Origin of the sequence: Shewanella sp. c952, assembly GCF_019654975.1 — a bacterium.
Lineage (GTDB): Bacteria > Pseudomonadota > Gammaproteobacteria > Enterobacterales > Shewanellaceae > Shewanella.
In genome coordinates this window covers 182,879-206,548 of the sequence record NZ_BPEW01000001.1, presented here as the reverse complement: position 1 = coordinate 206,548, position 23,670 = coordinate 182,879, and the positions used below count along the sequence as shown (strand labels likewise).

At 44.9% G+C, this 23,670-nt stretch carries 20 protein-coding genes; 11 read left to right on the top strand and 9 right to left on the bottom strand.

Annotated features, from left to right (window positions below; translation table 11 throughout):
- Nucleotides 1-215 precede the first annotated feature (215 nt).
- Nucleotides 216-2,060: a DEAD/DEAH box helicase gene (locus tag K5R16_RS00845; RefSeq protein ID WP_220735654.1), complete on the top strand. Its 1,845-nt coding sequence runs from the start codon at nt 216-218 to the stop codon at nt 2,058-2,060.
- A gap of 108 nt (nt 2,061-2,168) precedes the next feature.
- Here K5R16_RS00845 and K5R16_RS00840 read toward each other — a convergent pair whose 3' ends face one another.
- From K5R16_RS00840 to metB, 6 genes are all read right to left on the bottom strand, one after another.
- Nucleotides 2,169-2,405, bottom strand: a complete 237-nt coding sequence (locus tag K5R16_RS00840; protein WP_220735653.1) for a cysteine-rich CWC family protein — start codon at nt 2,403-2,405, stop codon at nt 2,169-2,171.
- An 18-nt stretch (nt 2,406-2,423) separates the two neighbouring features.
- Nucleotides 2,424-2,792: a GFA family protein gene (locus K5R16_RS00835; RefSeq protein ID WP_220735652.1), complete on the bottom strand. Its 369-nt coding sequence runs from the start codon at nt 2,790-2,792 to the stop codon at nt 2,424-2,426.
- A 93-nt stretch (nt 2,793-2,885) separates the two neighbouring features.
- Nucleotides 2,886-3,941, bottom strand: coding sequence for a c-type cytochrome (locus tag K5R16_RS00830; protein ID WP_220735651.1), 1,056 nt, complete (start codon nt 3,939-3,941; stop codon nt 2,886-2,888).
- Nucleotides 3,942-3,951: 10 nt separating this feature from the next.
- A complete protein-coding gene (locus K5R16_RS00825; RefSeq protein WP_259649730.1) occupies nt 3,952-4,527 on the bottom strand; it encodes a c-type cytochrome in 576 nt (191 codons plus the stop codon).
- 205 nt (nt 4,528-4,732) lie between these two features.
- A complete protein-coding gene (locus K5R16_RS00820; protein WP_220735649.1) occupies nt 4,733-7,126 on the bottom strand; it encodes a bifunctional aspartate kinase/homoserine dehydrogenase II in 2,394 nt (797 codons plus the stop codon).
- Between the two features lie 15 nt (nt 7,127-7,141).
- Entirely contained in the window at nt 7,142-8,302 is a 1,161-nt protein-coding gene (gene metB, locus K5R16_RS00815) for a cystathionine gamma-synthase (protein WP_220735648.1), read from the bottom strand.
- Between the two features lie 209 nt (nt 8,303-8,511).
- On the opposite strand from metB, the gene metJ reads away from it, so the two are divergent.
- Nucleotides 8,512-8,826: a met regulon transcriptional regulator MetJ gene (gene metJ, locus K5R16_RS00810; protein WP_020914530.1), complete on the top strand. Its 315-nt coding sequence runs from the start codon at nt 8,512-8,514 to the stop codon at nt 8,824-8,826.
- A 268-nt stretch (nt 8,827-9,094) separates the two neighbouring features.
- Nucleotides 9,095-9,823 (top strand): sulfite exporter TauE/SafE family protein, encoded by a 729-nt coding sequence (locus tag K5R16_RS00805; protein ID WP_220735647.1) that lies wholly within the window; start codon nt 9,095-9,097, stop codon nt 9,821-9,823.
- A 55-nt stretch (nt 9,824-9,878) separates the two neighbouring features.
- Here the strand turns inward: K5R16_RS00805 and K5R16_RS00800 are convergent, their stop codons facing one another.
- Nucleotides 9,879-11,072 carry a conjugal transfer protein TraF gene (locus K5R16_RS00800; RefSeq protein ID WP_220735646.1) on the bottom strand — a complete coding sequence of 398 codons (1,194 nt, stop codon included), beginning with the start codon at nt 11,070-11,072 and terminating at the stop codon, nt 9,879-9,881.
- Between the two features lie 329 nt (nt 11,073-11,401).
- Nucleotides 11,402-11,713, bottom strand: coding sequence for a helix-turn-helix transcriptional regulator (locus tag K5R16_RS00795; protein WP_220735645.1), 312 nt, complete (start codon nt 11,711-11,713; stop codon nt 11,402-11,404).
- 271 nt (nt 11,714-11,984) lie between these two features.
- Between K5R16_RS00795 and K5R16_RS00790 the strand changes: the two genes are divergently transcribed.
- A complete protein-coding gene (locus tag K5R16_RS00790) occupies nt 11,985-12,182 on the top strand; it encodes a hypothetical protein (protein WP_220735644.1) in 198 nt (65 codons plus the stop codon).
- Nucleotides 12,183-12,371: 189 nt separating this feature from the next.
- Here the strand turns inward: K5R16_RS00790 and K5R16_RS00785 are convergent, their stop codons facing one another.
- Nucleotides 12,372-13,271, bottom strand: coding sequence for a LysR family transcriptional regulator (locus tag K5R16_RS00785; RefSeq protein ID WP_220735643.1), 900 nt, complete (start codon nt 13,269-13,271; stop codon nt 12,372-12,374).
- A 199-nt stretch (nt 13,272-13,470) separates the two neighbouring features.
- Between K5R16_RS00785 and K5R16_RS00780 the strand changes: the two genes are divergently transcribed.
- From K5R16_RS00780 to K5R16_RS00750, 7 genes are all read left to right on the top strand, one after another.
- Entirely contained in the window at nt 13,471-14,190 is a 720-nt protein-coding gene (locus tag K5R16_RS00780; RefSeq protein ID WP_220735642.1) for an SDR family oxidoreductase, read from the top strand.
- A gap of 436 nt (nt 14,191-14,626) precedes the next feature.
- Nucleotides 14,627-14,956 carry a cytochrome c gene (locus K5R16_RS00775; protein ID WP_220735641.1) on the top strand — a complete coding sequence of 110 codons (330 nt, stop codon included), beginning with the start codon at nt 14,627-14,629 and terminating at the stop codon, nt 14,954-14,956.
- A gap of 174 nt (nt 14,957-15,130) precedes the next feature.
- The gene (locus K5R16_RS00770; protein WP_220735640.1) at nt 15,131-16,843 is read left to right on the top strand and encodes a DUF3373 domain-containing protein; all 1,713 of its coding nucleotides are present in this window, start codon (nt 15,131-15,133) and stop codon (nt 16,841-16,843) included.
- A 105-nt stretch (nt 16,844-16,948) separates the two neighbouring features.
- Entirely contained in the window at nt 16,949-18,286 is a 1,338-nt protein-coding gene (locus K5R16_RS00765) for a tetrathionate reductase family octaheme c-type cytochrome (protein ID WP_374758365.1), read from the top strand.
- Between the two features lie 273 nt (nt 18,287-18,559).
- On the top strand, nt 18,560-20,218 hold the full coding sequence (locus tag K5R16_RS00760; protein WP_220735638.1) for an ABC transporter transmembrane domain-containing protein: 1,659 nt from the start codon (nt 18,560-18,562) through the stop codon (nt 20,216-20,218).
- Nucleotides 20,215-22,338 carry a peptidase domain-containing ABC transporter gene (locus tag K5R16_RS00755; RefSeq protein WP_220735637.1) on the top strand — a complete coding sequence of 708 codons (2,124 nt, stop codon included), beginning with the start codon at nt 20,215-20,217 and terminating at the stop codon, nt 22,336-22,338. Before K5R16_RS00760 ends, K5R16_RS00755 begins: the two co-directional genes overlap by 4 nt.
- Nucleotides 22,331-23,656: an HlyD family type I secretion periplasmic adaptor subunit gene (locus tag K5R16_RS00750; RefSeq protein ID WP_220735636.1), complete on the top strand. Its 1,326-nt coding sequence runs from the start codon at nt 22,331-22,333 to the stop codon at nt 23,654-23,656. The genes K5R16_RS00755 and K5R16_RS00750 overlap by 8 nt, the downstream gene beginning before the upstream one ends.
- Nucleotides 23,657-23,670: the final 14 nt, after the last annotated feature.

The window sequence follows — 23,670 nt, the reverse complement described above, 5'->3', positions numbered from 1 at the left end:
ATTGATTTTTATTTTACTGTAACCCGCTAACTGGCCTAGTATTTGCTTTGAATATAGATAAAAATAGCATCATTAAATGGTAATACCAATTACACCCTGCTATAATAGTCGGCTTACTGATACGTTTTCGGTGCGGGAAGTCGACACGGGGTTGATTTTCTGTCTATAAACATAAGTGCTTTATTGCACTCTGCTATTCCACAAGGCTACAACCCATGTCATCCAGTGAAAAAACTTTCCGCGAACTCGGTCTTTCCGAGCCTTTGTTGCGTGCTCTTGATGAGCTCGGTTACGAAAAACCAACTCCAATCCAGGCTGCGAGTATCGATCCTCTCATGGCCGGAAAAGATATTTTAGGTCAAGCTCAAACAGGTACAGGTAAAACAGGTGCTTTTGCACTGCCTCTACTAAATAGCATTGATCCAAATACTAATTCTCCACAAATTTTAGTACTTGCCCCAACACGTGAACTTGCCGTTCAGGTTGCTGAAGCATTTGGCAGCTACGCTAAATTCATGAAAGGTCTACACGTTCTACCTATTTACGGTGGACAGAGCATGCATCAACAATTGAATGCTTTGCGTCGTGGACCACAAATCATTGTTGGTACACCTGGCCGAGTTATGGACCATATGCGTCGTGGCACTCTTAAGTTAGAGTCACTAAAAGCAATGGTGCTTGATGAAGCTGATGAGATGCTAAAAATGGGCTTCATCGATGATATCGAATGGATCCTTGAGCACACACCTAAGCAACGCCAACTAGCGTTATTCTCAGCGACTATGCCTGAGCAAATTAAGCGTGTTGCTAACAAATATTTATCTGAGCCTGTACACGTTAAAATCGCAGCAACAACAACGACTGTTGAAACGATTGAGCAGCGTTTTGTACAAGTATCACAACACAACAAACTAGAAGCGTTAGTTCGCGTCCTAGAAGTAGAGAAGACTGAAGGCATTATTATCTTCGTTCGTACTCGTAACAGTTGTGTTGAATTAGCTGAAAAGCTAGAAGCTCGTGGCTATGCTTCATCACCACTGCATGGTGATATGAATCAACAAGCGCGTGAACGTGCTGTTGACCAACTAAAGCGCGGCAAGCTAGACATCATCATCGCGACTGATGTTGCAGCACGTGGTCTTGATGTTGAGCGTATCGGACACGTAGTTAACTACGATATCCCATATGATACTGAAGCTTATGTTCACCGTATTGGCCGTACTGGCCGTGCTGGTCGTACTGGTATGGCGATTCTTTTCGTTACACACAGAGAAATGCGTATGTTGCGCACTATCGAACGTGCAACTAAGAGCCGTATCTCACCAATGGATGTTCCTAGCCCAGAGACAGTGACCGAGCGTCGTCTGTCTCGTTTAGGTGAGCAAATTGGCGAAGTCATCGCTAAAGATTCTTTAGACTTCATGAAAGGCGCAGTTGCAAAATTATGCCAAGAACTAGAAGTTGATACTGATGTGCTTGCAGCAGCTTTACTTCAGCAAGTTCAGAAAGATCGTCCATTACAATTACCGTCAATGAACGAACGTCAGCGCGATAGCCGTGATGACCGCAACTCTCGTGACCGTAACGACCGTGCACCTCGTGAGCGTGGTGACCGTGGTGACCGTCCTCGTCGTGAGTCTCGTCCAACGCCATCAAGCATTGGTTCAGCAGATTCACTGAAGGATAATCCAGACGTTAAAATGTGCCGTTACATCATCGACGTAGGTCGTGATAATGGTGTTGGCGTTGGTAACATCGTTGGTGCTGTTGCAAACGAAGCAAACATTGACAGCCGTTACATTGGTCAAATCCAGTTATTTGATCAAGTCACTGCAATCGACTTACCAGACGGTATGCCAAAAGATGTATTAGCGCACCTTAAAAAAGTACGTGTATGTGGCCGTCCATTGAACATTCGCGAAGCAGCGGGTGAGACGTTCGAGAACACTTCTGGTGGCGATAGCCGTCCTCCACGTCGTCCTCGCAAGCCTTCTGGCGATCGTCGTCCTTCTGGTGACAGAAAGCCGCACCGTAAAGGCCCAGCAAAAGACGCTGAGTAATATTAAGCGCCTGCTTGTTAAAGCTTAGCGTTATATAAAATGAAAAAGGAACCTTATGGTTCCTTTTTTTGTAGCTAATAATCATGGCGTATAACTTTGTCTGAAGGTCTAATCAACTCGTTTATAAAGTTGACTCTCCTCTTGCTGCTTCAATTTCTTTATACATGTTTGGCATAAACAAGATTTAGCATCTAACACGCTATTAGCTAGCTTTTCACTATCTAACACAGTCTTAGCGGGAAATTGTTGCGAGAGGCACCAGCACTGCTCAATACTCTCACCCTGCTGCACGGCGCAGCGATTTTTAGATTGGCATAGTGGACAGCTTGTAGCATCTATTGTCATCGCTCTTCACCTACAGTTTTATCGATCCGCCGGATGATTAATTCCATCAGGCATGGCGACATTGGTCAGTTCATATGGATTAACCCCATCAATACATGCCACGTTCACACCAAATTGATTTGGATTAGAACGGCGTTGATGATGAGTATATATACCGCAGATACTGCAGAAATAGTGTTTGGCAGTAAAAGTATTAAATTGATACAGCGATAGTTTGTCATTACCACTAACAACCTTGAGCCCATCAAGTTCAGCGGAAGTCACTATGGTGCCTCGACGGCGGCACATAGAACAGTCACAGCGCCTTAAGTCTGTTACCCCTTGCGGGAGATTTAGAGACAACTTCACCGCGCCACAATGGCAACTTGCGGTATGTGTTTGTTTCAAGCGCTATACTCCAAATATCAGAACCAAATTCAATGTAACAAAAAGGGCTCGCACTAGCGAACCCTGTTGATTCTGTACAGTGCATTAAACCGATTAATCACTGCGCTTAGGATTGATAGGATAAGCTTTACTGCCCAGCTCTTTATGTCCATTTACACTGCTACCGTAATAGCCTTGGTGTTTATGATACTTCTCTTTCAGGGCTTTAATATCACCCTCAAACCTAGGATCTTGTGGCCGCTCTTGAGCATTAATAAAGGCGGCAACATCCCACGCATCTTGGTTACTTAGCTGGTAACTTTTGCCGAATGGCATATTTTCATAGACAAAATAGGCGGCGGTATTAACTCTATGCATACCCGCTCCCCAATTGAAGCTCTGAGGGCCCCAAAGTGGCGGCAGAGAGTAAACACCCGATGTTTCATAACCTTGTCCATCATCACCATGACAAGACTGACAATGCGCCACATACACCTTCTTACCACGCTCTGATGAATAGGCTTGAGCAGGCTTGGCTATTTTCGGATACCCTTTACCCGGTAAAGAAGCACGCTGTTCAAGAGTCATGGCATTTTTAATTGATTGCGGTAAGGGGATTTCGTCGCGCTTTCCCCCCTTAAGCAATTCGCTATCAGATAGTTCTGGCACCGCGCTATCAACCCCAGCTTGCTGCATCAAACCGCTCATACCTAACCAATATGAGTAAGCCGACAAAGCGACCAGTTCTTTACTTGCCGATGCTGGCGGTTTGCCATTCATTGAATAAGTAAAACACCCTTGTAGACGCTCTTCAAAACTGTTTACTTTGTCGTTCTTTTTCCGATACGCGGGATAAGCAAAGTAGGCCCCCCACAATGGTGCAGCATTGGCACGACGCCCTGCATCCATATGGCAATTAGAACAATTAAGATTATTGCCTACGTACGCATCCCTCATCTGCTGAGAGTTAACAAATAGCTGGTAACCTAGACGAACTTTGTCACCAAATTCGCCCTCAGGAATAGTGCTTAGCGGTGCTGGCGTTAAGTATGTTTGCCCTTCCTGCTTCACTTTAGCATTAAGCTCTGCCTGTTTATCCGGTAGCTCTTCTGCTTGTACAACACTTAAAGACAGACTGATAACGAGCCAACTTAAATGATGTAATTTCATGGTTAACTCCTTATTTCAATTCTGAGAAATATTTGGCTAATGCATCAACTTCTGCACTTGTGAGCTTGTCTGCAATGGTGCCCATCACGCCGTCCTGATCGCCACTTCGGGTATCTTTCTGCCAAGCGAGTAACTGGCTTTTGATATAAGAGGCTTGTTGGCCTGCAAGCCTTGGGAATTCACCAACACCATGCCCTGAAGGCCCATGACAGGTGACACATGCAGGAATGACCCGTTGCCAATCGCCCTGATAAACTAGCTGCTCAGTTGGATCTGTATAGACTGCCTGCTCACCACGTAGATGTGGTGTAACCATAGGCACCTCAAAGGCAGAGAAATACTCAGCTACCGCGACAATGGCATCCCCTTGCAAGGTCATTGCCATCGGTTGCATTGTCGCGTTTTGTCTCTTACCTGTCTGGAATAGTTTAATCTGTTTAACGATATAGTCTGAAGGAAGCCCTGCAAGTCGAGGACCTAAAGGTTCAACACCTTGCCCTTGAGGACCATGACAACCGCCACACAGCGCAGCCTGAGGCGGCATAGCAGCATAAGATGCACCACTCAACATGAGTAAAGCCGACATTATGAATCCACGTTTCATTATCACACCTCTATCTATAGATATGTTAACAATAGCGTTTATCTGCCCATTTGCTCAATAAGTAAATAAAATTTTGATGGAGCGGCTAATAACAGGAGTTGATAAGACGGGTTAATGCCATTAAAAAAGTGCATTCCATAAACTGAAATGCACTCACTATTAGTTGACGATAACTTGCTTAGAGTAGCTACTCTTGCAGTAGGTCTCGACAGATATGTGCCAGATCAGATTGCACTGCCGCAGCAGTCACCTGACGACCCGCACCTGGTCCACGAATGATAAGCGGGTTGTCCTGATAGAATTTACTGCGGATAACAAATACATTATCCCCTGGGGTCAAATTAGCATATGGATGACTATTCTCAACCCATTGTAAGCTCACTTCAGCTTTAAGCTTGCCATCGACTCTGTCTAATGCAGCGACGTAACGCAGCACTTTATCTTGCTCAACTGCTGCAAGATATTGCTGTAGCATGTCTTCATCTAACTCATTTATACGCGATAAAAATTGCTCAAGCGGCAACTCAGCAAGATGCGCGGGTACCAAGGATTTTAGTTCTATATCTTCAAGCTCTATCTCTAAACCAATTTCACGAGCCAAAATAAGCAATTTGCGCTGCATGTCGCGACCAGACAGGTCATCTCGCGGATCGGGTTCGGTGATCCCAAGTCCACGCGCATCGACGACTAGCTCAGAGAAAGGTTTAACGGCATCGTAGTTTTCAAATAACCAACATAGGGTGCCAGAAAAAATCCCACCAACCGCTTCAATGCTGTCGCCACTATTGTGCAGATCATTAATAGCATGCTGCACGGGCAGACCGGCACCACAACTGGCGTTATAACGCCAAAATAATCGGCGATTCCCCAGCTGTAGCTTCAACTCGCGATAAAAAGGTAATGGGCCAGAGCCTGCAAGCTTGTTAGCACTGACAACATGAATACCACGGGCAAAAAACTCAGGGTATTGCAATGTAAGATCAGCACTCGCACTGATATCAAGCGCTACAACCTCATCGCATTCAAGTCCCTGCAACTCTTCAAAAAGATGGCTGTACTGCCATGGAGTTGCCTGTTGTTCAAATTCACTTTTCCAGCTATCAAGGGCTATGCCCTTATCGCTGATCAAAGCTTTACGTGAACTCACGAGCCCCACTAAATCAACACTTGCTTCAAGCTCTTTATTTAACGCTGTTCTAGCGCCATCAAACAGATCTATCCACGCCTCACCAATATTGCCTACACCTAATAACAGTACACCAATACGTTTGCGCGGGCCTGCGCAGCGACGATGTACCTTCTGAGTTAGCAAGTTCACCTGCGTCTGTGGCACCAACGTCACTAAACTCATACCGTCATTAAACAATGGACGTGCATTACGACTTAATAGCCTGGCAAAACCACGGCGGTAGAGGTCTGCATCGGCACTGACTAAGGCAACTAATCCCAGATCGTCTCTTACCTGAACATCTGTAATTCCCAAGGCATCGCTATTGGCATCAAGTAGCGCTTGCACTTGCTTCTGGTTCTCAAGCGTAACGGTTAATTCAACGCGCTTCTGCGCCAACGACCAGTGAGCTAATGGATATAGCCCTGAATCAATCAATAGATTAAGCAGTTCAGAGAAAGCACCATTCAACTGGATATTAAACAGAGATACACTATTAAGATTGGTTACTACAGGTGCACTAGCTGAAGAGCTTTTAGGCGCAATCAAGGTAAAGTCTGTATGAGACGCATAACTAGATCGCACTGCTAGGCTAACTTGGGTATCAAATAGTGGCTGCAAAGTGCGGTTATGCAATACTGGCGAGCCTAAATGCGCTAAGCGATTGGCTTCATCTAATGACAAGCTACTCAATAGTTTCGCGTCATTAATTTTGTTAGGGTCGGCGTTAAACACACCTTCAACATCGGTCCAAATCGTTACCCGTTCTATATCAGCGAGACTTGCGATTAACGTAGCACTAAAATCCGAACCGTTACGGCCTAAGAGCAAGGTATCGCCTTTATCATTTGCACAGATAAAGCCGGTAATAATGAGTCGCTCATTAGGATGTTCAGCAATCAAGTTTTGTACTTTTTGACGTGACTGCTGCAATCTAATCTGTGGCACTGCGCCTTCATCTGCAATCAACAAAGTACGTGCATCTACGTCAGATGCAGCAACCCCAGACTCGCGCAGTAACGCTGCCAATAAGCGGGATGACCAACGTTCGCCAAAGCTCACCACTTGGCTGCTCTGGTAATCATTGATAGCCGTTAACGAAAGTAAGCTTATCAACTGCGCTTTATCATTCGACAGTCGCTCTCTTAAGGAGCGAGCTTGCTCATTAGATAACAACTGCTCTATCAGCTTTTGCTGAAAACTGATTAAGGTTTGCAGCTCTTCCTGCCAAAGCTGCTTAGTCGTGCTCAGCTCAAGCAGGCGGTAGAGAAAATTGGTACTTTTACCTGCTGCGGAAACCACAACTAGATCATCACTATGACCATGAGTCAGGAGAATATGTGCAACGCGACGGTAACAGTCTGCGTCGGCTAAACTGGAGCCACCAAATTTATGTAAGTGACAACGTGCCATCCTAAACCCCTTTAATTAACAAGCTACAGCTGCATTAAGCGCAGCTTCAATATCAGCAACAAGATCGTCAGCATCTTCAATACCAACAGAAAGACGGATAAGGGTGTCTTTTACCCCAGCCTCTGCACGCGCTTCTGGTTCCATCGCTCGATGCGTCATGGTTGCAGGCACTGCCACTAGACTTTCTACTCCTCCGAGGCTTTCTGCAACAGAGAAATAATTAAGATTTTTTAAGAAAGCGACTAATTGCTCTTCACCGCCCTTTAACTCAAAGCTAAGCATGGCACCAAAGCCCTTCTGCTGCTTAGCGGCTATCTCATGGCCAGGATGATCTGCAAGACCCGGATAATAGATCTTTTCCACTGCACTATGAGCGCAAAGAGTAGCAAGAATACGCTGGGCATTGGCCTGATGCTCACGAATTCTCACTGCAAGTGTTCGAATTCCGCGCAAGGTAAGATAACTATCAAATGCACCACCCGTTAGCCCCAGTGTATTCGACCACCAATGTAATAGTTCACCTAACTCTTTGTCTTTAGCGACTGCAGCTCCACCGACTACATCGCTGTGACCATTAATGTATTTAGTGGTCGAGTGAATAACGATATCAGCGCCAAGTAAAAGCGGTTGCTGCAAGATAGGCGATAGGAAGGTGTTATCAACCACAACTAATGCGCCAACTTCATGGCTAGCAGCGCTAATCGCTTCGATATCAACAACCCGTAATAATGGGTTTGAAGGGGTTTCTAGCCAAACCATTTTAGGTTGTTTGGCAATTGCGCTAGCTAAAGCGACAGCATCAGTTTGATCGACCACCTCTAGCTTAAACTGACCTTTCTTAGCCAGATTAGTAAATAAGCGGTAACTGCCACCATAACAATCATGAGGCACAACTAATAAATCATCAGGACCGAGTAAACTGGTCGCTAAAGTAATTGCAGCCATGCCAGTACAGGTCACCACGCCAGTACAGCCTTTTTCTAATTCAGCAATCGCATCACCAAGAATTGAGCGAGTTGGATTGCCTGAACGACTGTAATCAAAATCTCTTGGGTTTTTGTGACCATCAAAGGAATAATTTGTAGAGAGGTATATGGGAGGTACGACTGCACCATGTTGGGTATCGGACTCAATGCCTTGGCGCACAGCAGCGGTGGCTAGTTTACGCTCGGTCATGTACTACTCCTCTGTCTACATTTTCTTATTAGGGATGTCTGGACGTCTAAATGTACCTAAGCTATCCACCCTCGTCAACCAATTTAGCCGTTTAGACGTCCAAGCATTTAGAAATCTATTTGCATTTGTCATAAAATAGAGGCAATAATTTGACTGCGCTGCATAAGGGGTTAAAATCTGCCCCGCATTTTAAAATTACAGGTGAGTCAATGACTGAGTGGAACGGCGATTATATCAGCCCATATGCTGAACACGGAAAAAAGAATGAGCAAGTGAAAAAAATTACTGTCTCTATTCCTTTAAAAGTACTCAAAGTGCTTACCGATGAGCGTACACGCCGCCAAGTGAACAACTTACGTCACGCCACCAACAGCGAATTACTCTGTGAGGCGTTTCTACACGCGTACACAGGTCAACCGCTGCCAAATGATGGTGACCTTTCAAAAGATAAGCCTGACAGCATGCCTGCGGAAGTTAAGCGCCTCATGGATGAAATGGGTATCGAGTGGGAAGAGCTCGAATAACCAAGTGATGACATTGAGGACCTTAGGTGGTCCTCTTTTGATTTTATAGCGCTCTCTATTAATGCCGATCCATTGTTACTGAACGGTTTTGCAAGCAATGCAGACAGCGATTTAATAATGTCTGTTTTTTGGCTATAGCGACTTATACCTTAATTCACAAGGTTGTCATTGCAATCTAGTCTACACGAGTTGCCTTAACTGAAGATTGCACTCCTACTCGCTCTGCGCCTCGTTGAGTGAGTTTTAAAGCCATTACAGGGCTAAATAGATGTTAGATCCAAGCACACTGATTCTCGCTTCACTGATCATATTTTGTGGTGCATTAACTCAAAGCTTAATTGGCTTTGGCTTAGCTGTGGTCGCCAGCCCACTACTTTACATTGTCGAGCCCTCTCTTGTGCCAGCCCCAGTGATTTTGATGGGTTTTTCAATCGCTGCATTAACGCTGTTTAGAGAAAGAGGACAACTTGAGTTCAATGGACTGCAATATGCGTTACTCGGACGTATTCCTGGTGGGATCTTAGGTGCGACGCTTATTCTAACCGCACCCCAAGCGGTTCTAGGGCTTGCTATAGCCTTTATTGTGGCCTTGGCGGTTGGCTTAAGCCTACTCAAGTTTAGTCTGCCTGTTAATCGTTTTACATTGTTTATGGCAGGGATCTTGTCCGGTGTATTTGGCAATATAGCCGCCATTGGTGGACCGCCACTGGCGATATTACTTGCGGGTAAAGATGCCGCTCAATTTAGAGCGGCACTATCAGCATTCTTTATTTTCAGTTCGATGATCGCCTTAACTATTCTAGGGTTCGCTGGATTATTAAAGCTTGAACATTTATGGGTTTCTTTGATGTTACTGCCGTCAGTTATACTCGGCTATGTGGTGGCAGGGAGACTGGTAGGCAAAGTTGATAAACAAAAAACCAGAGCTTTCACTCTGGTCTTGTGTAGTTTAAGTGCTGTGATTTTGACGATTAAGTCTATTATTGAGTTAAGTTAATGAGCAAACGACTTTGTTTGTCAAAATAGGCTCATTACCGATAACGGCCTCAATTTTAGAAATGATAAGAGGTCTGCAATACCCCACCTAATGCTTCATCATTGCCAAACATACCAGTAAAGTCTACGAAGAAAGATTCACCAATGGTAAAACCAGAACCAATAGAGTAAATGTTAGCAGTAGAGTCTTTCATGTCATGGCGGTAACCCAGTCGTAGCGACATCCAATCGAATGCTCTGACCTCACCGCCTACGCGCCAATACTGAGTCCCATCCAGCTCTTTAAACTTCTTATTCTCAACCAAGTCGACGTCAGTAGTGACGGTTAGTCTTCTCCAGTCATATGCCACACCAGCTGTGACTAATGGCTCCACTCTGTAAGTAAACTTGTTACCTTCAACTTCGTTCGTTTCCACATCTTGGCTGATAAGGTTACGCCCTGATAAACCAAATACTAAGCCGTTAATGGGCTCAATAGCGAAGCCAACATCGACGTTGAAATTAGTTTCATCATTACGATATTCAACGTCATCAAAGTCACTGGCCGAGAAGTTGTTGGCATTAGCAATGTAATTATAGGTATCGATGCGTTGGAACTTTGGCGAAATACCGACAGAAATCGGCATATTAACTATAGATAGTGGAAAGCTTAATGCAACACCTAAATCTGATACCGCACCACCAATCACTTGCCCTTCAGAAAGCAGATCTGTCACTTCTGGTGGATTAACCGGATCGAGAGCCGTAAGCGCATCGATATCTGCTTGAGCAATATTGGCAGCCCCTACAGCATTAACATAACTCTTATAAAAGATGGCTATCGGCATTCTTTGATGAGGAATGGCGACGCTAAACCCAAGGCCAGCACTGGCATATGCTGATGTTCCCTTTAGAGACTCTAAGTCCAGAATCAATTCATCTCGGTAAACATCGATATCGGCACTATTTCCAGCATCAATCGATGCAGCCAGTCCGTCATAGGAATCAATAAGCGAATCGAACTTGTCGATCATGTTGTCGCTATCTGCCATATCAACACCTAAAACAGGCATAAGCAATACAGCAGAGTTATCTTTATGGGCATTTATTCCAAGTAGAGCGGGGTTTACGAATGCAGCGCCTTCATGGTTCGATGCCGCAACACCTGCACCGCCCATAGCATCACTACGTGCTTCATAATATTCTTGGCCTGAGTAGGCAAAAAAACTGGGGATCAAGGTACACAGTAGCGCTAGTTTACGTAGTTTCATCCATTCCGCCCTTTTTATTTCCTTAACGCTTTAACACCAATACGGCCCAAATCGAAAAAAGGTCTTAAATTGTTTTTTCTTATTAGAGTTATTCTAAGCCAAAAATAACAACTAAGGGATAAATTTTAACGTTAAAGACACATTTTTATTACTAGCCAATATTAACTCAGGTCAATGTGGGTTCAATAGGCTTGCAGAATGATGAAGAAAAATGACGATAAAACGCATATAACTACGATATATCAGAATCTTAAAACATAACCTCTAATCTGCTTATTTAGCGTCACCTAAAGCTAAGTTCTAAGGCGTTTACCCGTTAATTGAACAGGCTAATGAGTACAATGCTCTCGCCTAAACTGCGAAGGGCTCTTGCCGAATAGGCGCTGAAACTGGCGACTAAAATAGCTATGGTCATTAAAGCCTGTTTCTTGGGCAATATTCGCAATACTTTCATTAGTCTCAATTAGCAATCGACGCGCGTTCTTTAGCCTCACCTCATTGATAAACTGTTTTGGCGTTTGCCCTAAATGCTTAGTAAATCGTCGCTCTAGGGCGCTAATAGAAAGGTGTGCAGTGCGGTTCGGTTCATAGCACTCAATTATTTGTGGTCGAGCACGAAGAGTATCCAGACGGCCTGTCACCGCTTACAGCAGCGACCTACAAGATTCTGCGAGACTAGCTATATAGCACTCATACTCGCCAAACACTCCGCTGCAGTAATACTTACTCAACAAAAAATCTAATCATAAAAGCTGTGACAAACGCTGGGAAGATAACCTATATTGAAACTTAAGTCAGAGCCATAAATACGACTTTAAAGTATTACAATAAAACGAAACTATTACCTGCCAACAGGCGTCTAAATAGTGTAGGCCTATAGAGCCGTATTATTTGTCTTCAACAGGAGTGACTATGCATCTAATCATGAGAACTCAGTTTGACGAACTTCGCCTTAACGATGAGTACGAGTACAGCACTAATGATAGAGGCGGCAAGAAAGTCGTTAAGATCTATAAAGATGGTGAACTAATAGCCAAAAAGGTCAGCATCAAGAACTCAGTGCAGTACTTTGGTGTCACCGGAGTCGAAGAGCTGCTTGAGCAAGCTTAAGGCTTATTTCGCCGGGGCGTTAAGGGATTGACTCTTATGAAATCAAGAGCGGGCGCAAGCTGCTTTACCCCTTGGCTCAACTCTTGATTACAAGAATGGGCGAAGCACCATGACCTTTATCAAACGAAGTTTGATTATCTCCGCCTCTGGCGTGGTCGAAGCGACACGTGAGGCTATCTGCAAAAACTATCAAACATAGTCCAGAAAATGTTGAGTAGTAAAAGTAATAAACTCTCTTAATCGCGCTGGTTGAAACTTATCTTTACTGTATAACAGATACAAAGGTGTAGCCGGAATAAGCCATTGGTCAAACACATGCACTAGTTCGCCAGTGCGTAGCTCATCGGCACAATAAAGCTCTGGTAAGCGCACAATGCCATGGCCCGCTAACGCACTGCTTTTCATTACTCGGCCGTTTTTACAGCGAAACTTGCCGGTAATCGCAACCTCTGCTTTTTGCTGCGCATCAGCTTTATGCTGAAAGCTCCAGTGGTTAATCGAGCCGATAATACAACTGTGTTCATGTAATGCTTTAGGATGAGATGGGATGCCTCTTTGCTCAAGATATGCGGGCGCTGCCAAGGTGCAGTTAGTGATGTCCATGAGTTTACGAGCCACTAGACCAGAGTCCTCTAACTCCCCCATACGAAAAACTAAATCAAAATGATCTAACACTAGGTCAACACGTTGGCTGCTAAAGTCCAGGTTAATGCTGATATTGGGATGAGCGCTAATAAAGTCATTCACTAAGCGGGTGACAATCTCCTCACCAATATAGCCGCCAACACAGTTAATATTGATATTGCCCTGTAGGTTTTGGGCATTATCTACCGTCTTTGCAACGGCTTGCTCCATCACATCGAGTGCATGTTGGCAGCGTTCATAAAAAAACTCGCCTTGATCCGTTAATCTTTGCGCCCTTGTCGTGCGCGTAATCAAGGTCACCCCGAGATAAGTCTCTAACTGAGTCAACTGCTTAGATAGGTGCGAACGTGAACAGCCAAGCTTTTCAGCCGCCAAGGTAAAACTGCCCTGTTCGGCAATCACTGTAAATGCTCTAACATCTGCTAGATTTAAATCTTTGTACATCTCATCGGCTCGGCTGAAAACAGAGTGGCAAGCTTACATTAGGAGTTATATGTAAACAATGATGTTCGCTATACATTATATATCAACAATACCCCTGGCGTTAGACTACACCCAATTCGACATGACTAACTAACATTGCCAACTCAATACAGTCAATTCAGCTGCATGAGTTGAGTAATACATTTTTACAGAGGTTTATATGAAACAACTTATCGTAATTACTGGCGCATCTTCAGGTATTGGCGCAGCAATGGCACAAGCATTTAGCGCTAAAGGTCATCCACTACTTCTTCTAGCTCGTCGCGTTGAGCCAATGCAAGCACTGAAACTTGAAAATGCTATGTGTGTTAGCGTTGATGTGACTGATGCTACAGCAATGAAAACAGCTATCGCAGCGGCTGAAGAGAAGTTTGGTCCTGTTGGCGGCTTAATCAATAATGCTGGCGTAATGCTACTTGGCGCGGCTGATGTACAAGATCCTGCCGAGTGGAGCCAGATGCTCAACATCAATGTGATGGGCGTACTTAACGGCATTCATGCTGTGCTTGCTGATATGAAAGCGCGTAAAACAGGTACGATTATCAACGTTAGCTCAATTGCTGGACGTAAAACATTCCCTAACCACGCCGCATATTGTGCCACTAAGTTTGCTGTTCACGCATTGACTGAAAATATCCGTGAAGAAGTGGCTATGGATGATGTTCGTATGGTTACCATTGCTCCGGGTGCTGTAGAAACAGCCCTTTTGAGCCACACAACTGATGAAGAAATTAAAGCTGGCTACAATGAATGGAAAGAGTTCATGGGCGGTGTTATCGAACCTACAGCAGTCGCTGACGCTGCAGTATTTGCTTTTGAACAGCCACAAAATGTCTGCGTGCGTGAGATTGTGTTAGCGCCAACACGCCAACAACCTTAATTATTATCAGCTAGCACTTGCTCAATGTACTAGCTACGTAAATTATAGTGCCTAATCTAAGCCTTAACAGCATCCGCTGCTGAGGCTTTTTTGTCACTTAAAATTAACCAATCTATTACTTTAGAGATAGCTAAAAATAGAAAGTGTGACCTCGGACAACCTCTAATTTGAAAAAAACCAAGCCTAAATACTCCAACCTCAGCGTCGAAGCAAAATTAAAGCAAATATAAACAGCAGTTTACGAATAACAACACCAGTCCATTAGATTTATTTCAATGATATTTTTATCAATTAGATTTTTATCATGAAAGTGATCTCGCTCAACTAATAATCAACATCTCTTTGCTAAATTTAATAACAACACAGAAGCACTTTGGAACCATTCTGTTAACCACGCAAAGGACGGCGTAATACCTATAAAAATAGTAAGGAATTGATGATGAAAACAATCACGAAAATCGGAATAGGTCTTGCTCTTGCGCTGTCTTTGGGACTTCAAGCCCAAGCAGCAGACGGCGGCAACCCGAAAAAAGGCAAACACCTGTATAAAAAAGAGTGTAAAGCTTGCCATAGCCAAGGCGATATTGGCGGTGAAATAACCCCAATGACTAAAACCATGAGCCAGTGGGATCGCTTTTTTAAGCGCATGAAGCACAAAGGTGATCAAGAGGCGTTCAACGCACTATCAGAGAAAGATCTTAAGGACATTCAACAATTCCTATATGACCATGCGGCCGATTCCGATCAACCACAAACTTGTGGTTAACCGTATGAGGGATTAAGTCCTTCTAATCAATAACTAACAACACTTTAAATTGAAAAATGGGGAATACCTCAGGGCTTAATGCTGCCAAAAATCAGCAATCTCGAGGTCATTCTTCAACATCAATCGAGGTTAATCACCAAAACAAGGTGGTTAATACTCAAAAGGAGAGATGTTATGCGTACCCTTATTTCACTACTTGTAGCCAATGCACTCGCTTTTTCTGGTAGCGTTTATGCTAACGATAATGATGCTCAAAAAATTGCCGACCTAAAAGCTCAGCTTGAAGATATCACCACTGAACTTGACGATCTCAATGATCGCGTCGATAGCAATGAGCGCCACACAGCGCTCGACCGACTTGAGATAACTGGCGACTTCCGTACTAAAGCCCACACATTGCACTATCAAAATGTTACCTGGAATCCTGCTATAAAGGTCAACTTTAATGACTTTGGCGCCAAAGCAATGTCTGGTGCATTTGGCTCACCTACCGATGCCAATTCGCCACTCGGTAAAATGATGGCAGCAGATCCTAATTTGGCAGCAGCATTTCAAAACGGTCAACTGCAAGGTGTTATGCCTTATGTACTAGCACCTAAAACCACTCAAGATATCGACAACGATATTTTTTACACCACTCGCCTTAGGCTTAACCTGAAAGCCAAAGTTTGGGACAACGTCAGCTTTGCTGGCCGACTCTCTATGTATAAAAACTGGGGCGATTCAACTGGCGTAAAAGTGTTTGACTCATGGAACTCATTCACCATGGACGGCACTAACGGTGGCAGTACCAGTGGCGATTGGCTTAGAGTTGAACGCGCCTATTTTGACTGGAAAAACATTAACGGCTCGCCGCTGTATCTATCAATTGGACGCCGTCCATCAACTTACGGCCCACCAACCCAATACCGTGAGAATGAAAAGCGTGGCGGCACTCCTTCAGGCCACCTAGTAAACTTCAATTTTGACGGCGCGACCATGGGTTATCACCTCGGCGATATTACCGGCGTCGAGGGCCAAGTCGTGCGATTCTGCTACGGTCAAGGTTTTGAATCACAGTGGGGCAATGGTGAGCTATTCGGTGACATCGTCACTAAAGATACCCATCTCGGCGGATTTAATATTGATGCCATTAACGATGGTAAAAACTTCCTCCAGTTCACTCTATTTGGCGCTAAAGATGTGAATGACGGCTTCAAAGGTACCATGGCATTCCCCACTCAGTTAGCGGGTATTTTTGCACCAACCATGTATCAAGATATGCAAAAATTCGACAACTTTAACTTTGTCACTCGCGTGCAGCCAAGTGGTGTCATTGGCGACATGTTCTTAGGCGGAATTGGCTTCTCACGTGAAGAGGACAACGACGTGAAGTGGTTTGTTTCTGGTGGTTGGACTCGCGCCGATGGCAATGGTAACGCTGGTATGTTTGGCGGCATGTTAAGTGATGCCGTATTTGAAGCTCAGCTCAATGCCGATGGCACAGAGATCATCATGATGCCAAGTGCAGCTGATGATAGTGGTGCAAAAGACGGTTACAGCATCTATGCCGGTATTCAGATCCCAGCGCCTTACGGCAAGGTCGGTTTTGAATACAACTACGGCTCAAAATATTGGACTCCGTTTACCCAAGCACAAGACGATCCTATCGGCAGTAAGTTAGCCACTAGAGGTCATGTTGCTGAAGCGTATTACATGTTCGATATCAATCCGAATATGTTCATCAAGCTGGCAGGAATGTATTACGACTTCGAATATACCGGCAGTGGCACCCCAGTTGGCGCACCTCAGAAAATCGATGATGTCATCGAAGGCAGTGCTTACTCAATGCTACCCGTGGTCGACACCGCTTATGACCTCAACGCCTCTCTTACCGTAAAATTCTAAGTCTAGTGAATCCCCCCGGCGCTAGCCGGGGCAGGAGTATTTAAAATGAAAAGAATCATCATCCCCACCGTGGCATTAGGGCTGCTCGTCAGCACTCAGTTTGCCATGGCCTCGAATCCACACAGCGAGTACGTTGAGGGGCCATTTACCCAAGGCTCAGACGTCACTACTCAATGTATTGAATGTCACGAAGACCACGCTAAAGACTTTATGAAGTCATCACACTGGACATGGGAGCTTGAACAGAAGCTACCAGGACGTACAGTAAAACGTGGTAAAAAAGACGCCATTAATAATTTCTGTACCTCTATTTCAGGTAACGAACCAAGATGTACCAGTTGTCATGCTGGCTATGGCTGGAAAGACAACAACTTTGATTTTACTGATATGACCAAAGTTGACTGCCTTGTCTGTCATGACACCACTGGTACCTATGTCAAAGATCCCGCTGGTGCTGGCGAAGTGCTAGCCAAGGTTAACCTTGAGCGAGTCGCTAAAAATGTCGGCGCACCAGTGCGAGATAACTGTGGCACCTGTCACTTCTTTGGTGGCGGTGGCGATGCGGTAAAGCATGGTGATTTAGATTCATCAATGTCTTACCCAGATAAAGCGACCGATGTGCATATGGACACCGACGGCAATGACTTCCAATGCCAGACTTGCCATACCACCGAAGATCATCAGATCACCGGTAACGCAATGGGTGTTTCTCCTGGTGGGCAAAACCCGATAGGTTGTGTCAACTGCCACGATGCTACGCCGCACAAAAACAAAAAACTGAATACCCACTCGGCCACTGTTGCCTGCCAAACTTGTCATATTCCATTTTTTGCTCGTAATGAAGCGACCAAAATGAGCTGGGATTGGTCAACGGCGGGTAGCGATCTTGAAGAAACTAAAGATCAATACGGCAAGAAAAATTACCAGAAAAAGAAAGGTAACTTCGTTTGGGGCAAGATGGTTGAGCCTGAGTACGCCTGGTATAACGGTAATGCCGATGCCTATATGGTGGGTGACAAGATGGATCCAACTAAGGTGACTAAACTGACTAGCCCACTAGGAGACATTAACGATAGCAGCGCCAAAATCTATCCGTTTAAGGTACACCGCGGTAAGCAGATCTACGACAGTAAACAGAACATCTTTGTTACTGCTAAAGTCTACGGTAAAGGCGGGTATTGGAAAGATTATGATTGGGATAAGGCCGCCAAACTGGGCATGGAAGCCAATCAAGTCTTAGCTGACAAAGGCATCACTTATAGCGGCGAGCACGGCTTTGCAGCAACCGAAATGTGGTGGCGTATTAATCACATGGTCTCACCCAAAACGGAAGCATTGAAATGCAGCGACTGCCATAACAAAGGCACTCGTATGAATTGGCAAGCTTTAGGCTATGACACTGATCCAATGAAGAGTAAAACAGGAAAACGACACGCAAAATAACATAACACTTCAACGCAGTATTTAGCGCAGCTATCGCTCCAATAGCTGCGCTAATCGTCAGCCGGGCCCCTGCAATTTGCCGGCTGACACCCTCATTTTCTCACCACATCCCTCCAGTAATTATAAAATCTGTCATCCAGCCAAATAAAAAACCACAAAATAGACACTATTTATTAACAAAAGATGTAAATAAGCTGTTAAGTTGAACAGGTTAGCTAAAGCTATACTATTATTTATACACCCTTTTCTGCCTTTCTAAGGATGTGATGAACGATGAGAGAAAACTTCAGTTTACTAAATAATAATCGCGCTAAGGCTGAGTTACTACTCTCCTCAACTTTCATCAATTTGTTATCGCTGGCTTTGCCTTTTACCATGCTACAAATATACGACCGTATATTACCTAATGAGGGCTATGGTACCGCCAGTGTGCTTGCTTCAGCCGTGGCGGTGGCTATTTTATTAGAGCTGCTATTACGCTACTCCCGCAGCTGGTTATTGGCCTCATCAGCCGCTAACTTTGAGTTACAAACCACCACCAAAGTCGTTAATGCTTTAATGCAATCTGACTACCACCACGTCGAAAGTCTCGGTACAGGGAAAGTATCAAACGGGCTTGCTAGTATTGCCGCGATGCGCGAACTTTACTCAGGGCAAGCACTTGTGGCATTAATGGATTTCCCTTTTGTGCTGATATTTCTAGCGCTGGTTGCCTATATTGGTGGCCCGTTAGTGTTCATTCCCGTTGCTGTCTGGTTTGTTATCGGTGGCTTAGTATTTGTTATCGGTCAAAAGCTAAACCGTGCCACTGAAGATTTAGCGCTCACCGACAGTGAACGCTCACGTATGCTGATTTTGGTGTTATCGGGGCTCACTACCGCAAAGGCGCTAGCCTTAGAAACTCGACTATCAGCAATTTATAGCGAGATAAATTACCGCCGCCTAGAACAGCAGCAACAAGTCGATTGGTTATCTTCCAAACTACAAGAGTTGATCCAAGGCGCGTCTCAGGGCACTACGCTTTTAATCGTTTTGATTGGTTGTTATGAGGTACTCAATGGCAACCTCACAACTGGTGGGCTTGCGGCTTGCTCGATATTGGCTGGTAGAGCAATTGCCCCTCTCAGCGCCATCATTAGTCTGCGATCGCGACTCGCAAGTGCCAATACTGCAATGAATCACGTCAATGACCTTGCTAAATTGCCACAAGAGATGTTTAAAGGCAGCACCCAATATCAACAGAAACTGCCTCTAGGCCCGATCAAGTTTGACAATATTGCCAGCTCGCAAGTGGGTGCTAAGCTCAGCAATTTTAACTTATCAATTCCAAGTGGCGGTTTGGTTACGGTAACTTCAGATCCTCTCACCCATGCCAGTTTACTGCTGAGCGTTATTGGTGCTTTCCACCATTTAGAGCAAGGAAAAATTACCATTGCAGGCATTGCGCAAGACGAGCACAAGGCCAATGAATATCGACAATCGGTAACCTATGTCTCACCTTGGCCTACGCTGTTTGCCGGCAGTTTACTTGAAAACATGACCATGTTTAGACCCGAACGAGAGTCTCTGGCAATGGAGGTAGCTGAAGCGTTAGGGCTAACCAGCAGCATTGCTCAGCTGCCATCTGGCTATCAAACCGAAGTGGGCGTTAGCGACAATCAAATGCTTAATAAAGGCGCGATAAAACTCATCGCTTTGGTCAGAGCTTTTGTGCAATCACCCTCTATTTTACTGCTCGATGAGCCAATGATTTCGCTAGATGCGGATTCCCAAGTGCGGCTAATCAATGTCATCAATCGCTACAAAGGGGAGATGACTATCATCTGCGCCTCTCATTTTGCAGAGCTTGCTAACAACGCCGGGCTAAGGGTCAATATCGATAGCGCTGGTAGCTGCCAACTATTAACCGCTACTCAGGAGGCTGAATCATGAATTCAATCAATCAAGCTCAGCCAACAGAAGCCAAAAGCGAAGCATTAGAGTCAACAGAATTGAAAAGTGTTTTAGTCGCGCTATTTCAGCAACTAGGGCTATTCTCGCAAGCAAATAATATCGTTAATGATGACTCAGTTAAGGATGTTGATACCGTTACACTCGCTAATTTATTGAGCAAGCACCATATCGGTTACTCAGTATTTAAAGCCGATAAAAAGGCAACCTCACAAGCCATTCACCCCTTTATTATTATCCCCGATGATAAGCCTGCATTTATAGCTCGACGTAGAGATGATCGCTATGAGATTTTTGACCTAAAAACAGAGCAGTGGCAAGCCATAAGCGCTGCAGAGTTACCACTAGTTGGCCATGTTTTTATTATCGAAAGCCTCCCAGCCAGTAAGCAAAATATACGTGCTTTTGCTGCCCATATGAGTAAACGCACCAAATGGTATCGACCCGTATTTTGGCTAAGTTTACTGTCGAGTATTACTGGCTTAGCGGTGCCACTGTTTACCATGGCGGTTTATGACCGTGTCATTGGTGGGCAAGCGCCAGACGTTCTGCCCACTATCGCTCTTGGCGCCGCATTAGCCTTAGCGGTGTTGGTCACGACTCGACTGACACGAGCCAATGTACTCGCAACCACCAGTAACCGCTTTGCTCGAGATCTTTCCGATATTACTTTTAGGCGTTTACTTAGCATGCCACTGATGGTGTTATCGAGAGTGGGAAGCTCTAACCACATGGCACGGATGCGCAATGCAGAAAAAGTAAGAACCTTGCTTTCTGGCCCAGGCGGCGCAGGTTTGGTTGACCTGCCTTTTACTGCCATTGCATTAGTCACTATTGCATTCTTAAGTGGCTGGTTGGTTGTGGTTCCTTTAGCCATGTTGCTGCTATTTTATTTGGTGATGAAAGCAGTTAATAAGTACGCTCAATCAGCCTCCCCCACCATTAGCGGAGATTATCAAAACTCAATAAACGAGCTAGCCAAAAACTTACTACAACTTAAAACAAGCGGTGAAACAGACGGTTGGAATACTAAGTTTGCGCGGCAATGCAAAGAAAATTGTCGGCAAAACTTTCTCTTTGCCAAGCGTAATGGTTTAAATGCCGCAGTGGCCCATGCCATGAGCTTACTCACTGCATTGGTCACCGTATTTACCGGCATATTTTTAGTGCTTAACCAAAGTATTAGCCCCGGAGCGCTCATTGCTTGTGTGATGCTAATCTGGCGTATTACAGGACCAGCCCAACTGGCGTTTTCTTCTAGCCAAAAGATCACCATGATGGATATGGCAATCAAGCAGTTTGATCGCTTTATGCAAGCGGGAACCGAGAACAGTGAATTAAGGCTCGATACTCCAGCAACAGATACTCCGCCAGCGATTAGCTTTCAACACGTTACTTTGCGTTATGGTGCAGATGTGGATCCTGCCCTTGCAGGGGTAAGCGTTGATATAGAGCCTGGGGAGAATGTCGCAATTATCGGCCCTAATGCCTGCGGAAAAACCTCAATGTTACTTGCGGCGATGGGTGTCGCAGAGGCACAGGCTGGATACGTCAGTGTTAATGGTAAAAACTTAAAACAATATGATCCTGAAGCTTACCGAAAATGGGCCGCATTTTGCCCTGCAGAGCCAGATCTTTTCCCGGGTTCTTTAGCCTACAACTTACGCATAGCAAAAAAAGATGCCAGCGATGAAGAGCTGATTGCGGCTATCAAAGCTGCCGGAGGCGAGTCACTGTTTAATGCCTTAGGAAACGATCTTAACATCGATCTATTTAACCGCGGTCACACGCTGTTATCTGCCGTTGAAGGTAGCTATATCAGTTTAGCTCGAGCACTGCTCAAGCAATCAAGTTTAATCATACTTGATGAACCCATAGCCAACCGTAACCCTGCAGCCAAAGCTCAATTGCTAAAAACATTCAGCTCGCTTAAAGGCAACAGCACAGTGTTATTTACCAGCCATGATCAAGAGTTGATCCAGCAAGCTGATAAAGTCGTAATTTTAGATAAGGGTGCAGTCGTTTACGCAGGTCCTATCCCCGATCAATCAGCTCAGCAACCACAATCTGCAGCATCTCAGGAGAACCTCCCTAATGGATAATCGTCAACTAGCGAATCGAGTCTGGCCTGAGCACGAATTTACCGATGCAATTGAAGCGCCTGCGGAAAGAAAGTTTATTAAACGTATCATCTTTTTGATCACTGGCTCAGTGCTGATTATGCTGCTGTGGTCTTTTTTCGCTCAGGTTGAAGAGATCTCTAAATCGAAAGGGCAAGTCGTCCCGCTTGGTCACCGTCAAATAATACAAAGTCGCACAGGTGGGACTATCGCCTCTGTAGTGGTAGAAGAGGGAGACGTGGTTAAAAAAGGCGATGTATTAGCCAGTTTTGTCTCTATAGACAGTCAGTCAGCTGAAGAGGAACTAGCTAGTAAACGCGCAAATTTGGTACTAAGAATTGAGCGCTATGAGGCTTTTATCGATCAAAGAGAGGCCAGCTTCATTGAGTTTGAATTGCAGTATCCACAGCTAGTTAAGCTGCATACTGCCTCGCTCAGCCGTATGAACCAAGAACGTTTAGCAATGCAGCAGTTATCAGAGTCTGATATCGCTAAGTCGCAAGCGGAGATCGACGGCCTAAAAGCAGAAATCCCCCCGCTCAGCGACCAGATAAAAACTGCCGAACAGACGCTTCAGATGATGCAATCAGTCACTGCCGAGCAAGCGGTCTCAAAACTGCGAATTTTAGAATCACAACAAAAACTTGATGCCTACATGCGCGAGCTAAGAGGAATGGAGAGTAAGCAGCAGGTATTGTCTAAAAACTTGCTCAATTTAGAACAGCAGTTGAAACAGAAGCAAGCCACTTTGCTCAAAGAGGTCGGCGAAAAACGTACCGATGCCCAAGCCGAGTTACTTGGGATTATCGCTCGCCTAAAATCATCGGGTTCTCTAGTATCACAAAATACGGTTACCGCGCCAGTTGACGGCATTATTCAATCCATCCCCTCCTCTTCTACTGGCAGCGTGATCCAACCTGGTGGCACTGTGGCGGTGATCGTGCCAATGACTAAAACAGGCTTAATGGAAGCCAAGCTGTCTCCGCGTGATATTGGTTTTGTGAAAGTTGGCCAACCAGTGCGGATTAAAATCGATGCTTTTGATTACAGCCGTTATGGCGCACTCGACGGCATTGTAAAGCGCATATCACCCAGTACCGACTCAGATGAGAAAGGTGGCGTATTTTATAAAGTGCAGATCAGCATAGATAAACCATACTTTGCAGATAAACCCGGACAGTTTGACTTAATTCCAGGGATGACAGGTGAAGCAGACATAGTGACCGGTGATAAAACGGTATTCCAATATTTATGGAAGCCTGTATTTACCAACGTGACAGAAGCTTTTGGTGAGCGCTAAAGAGGAAGTAGATA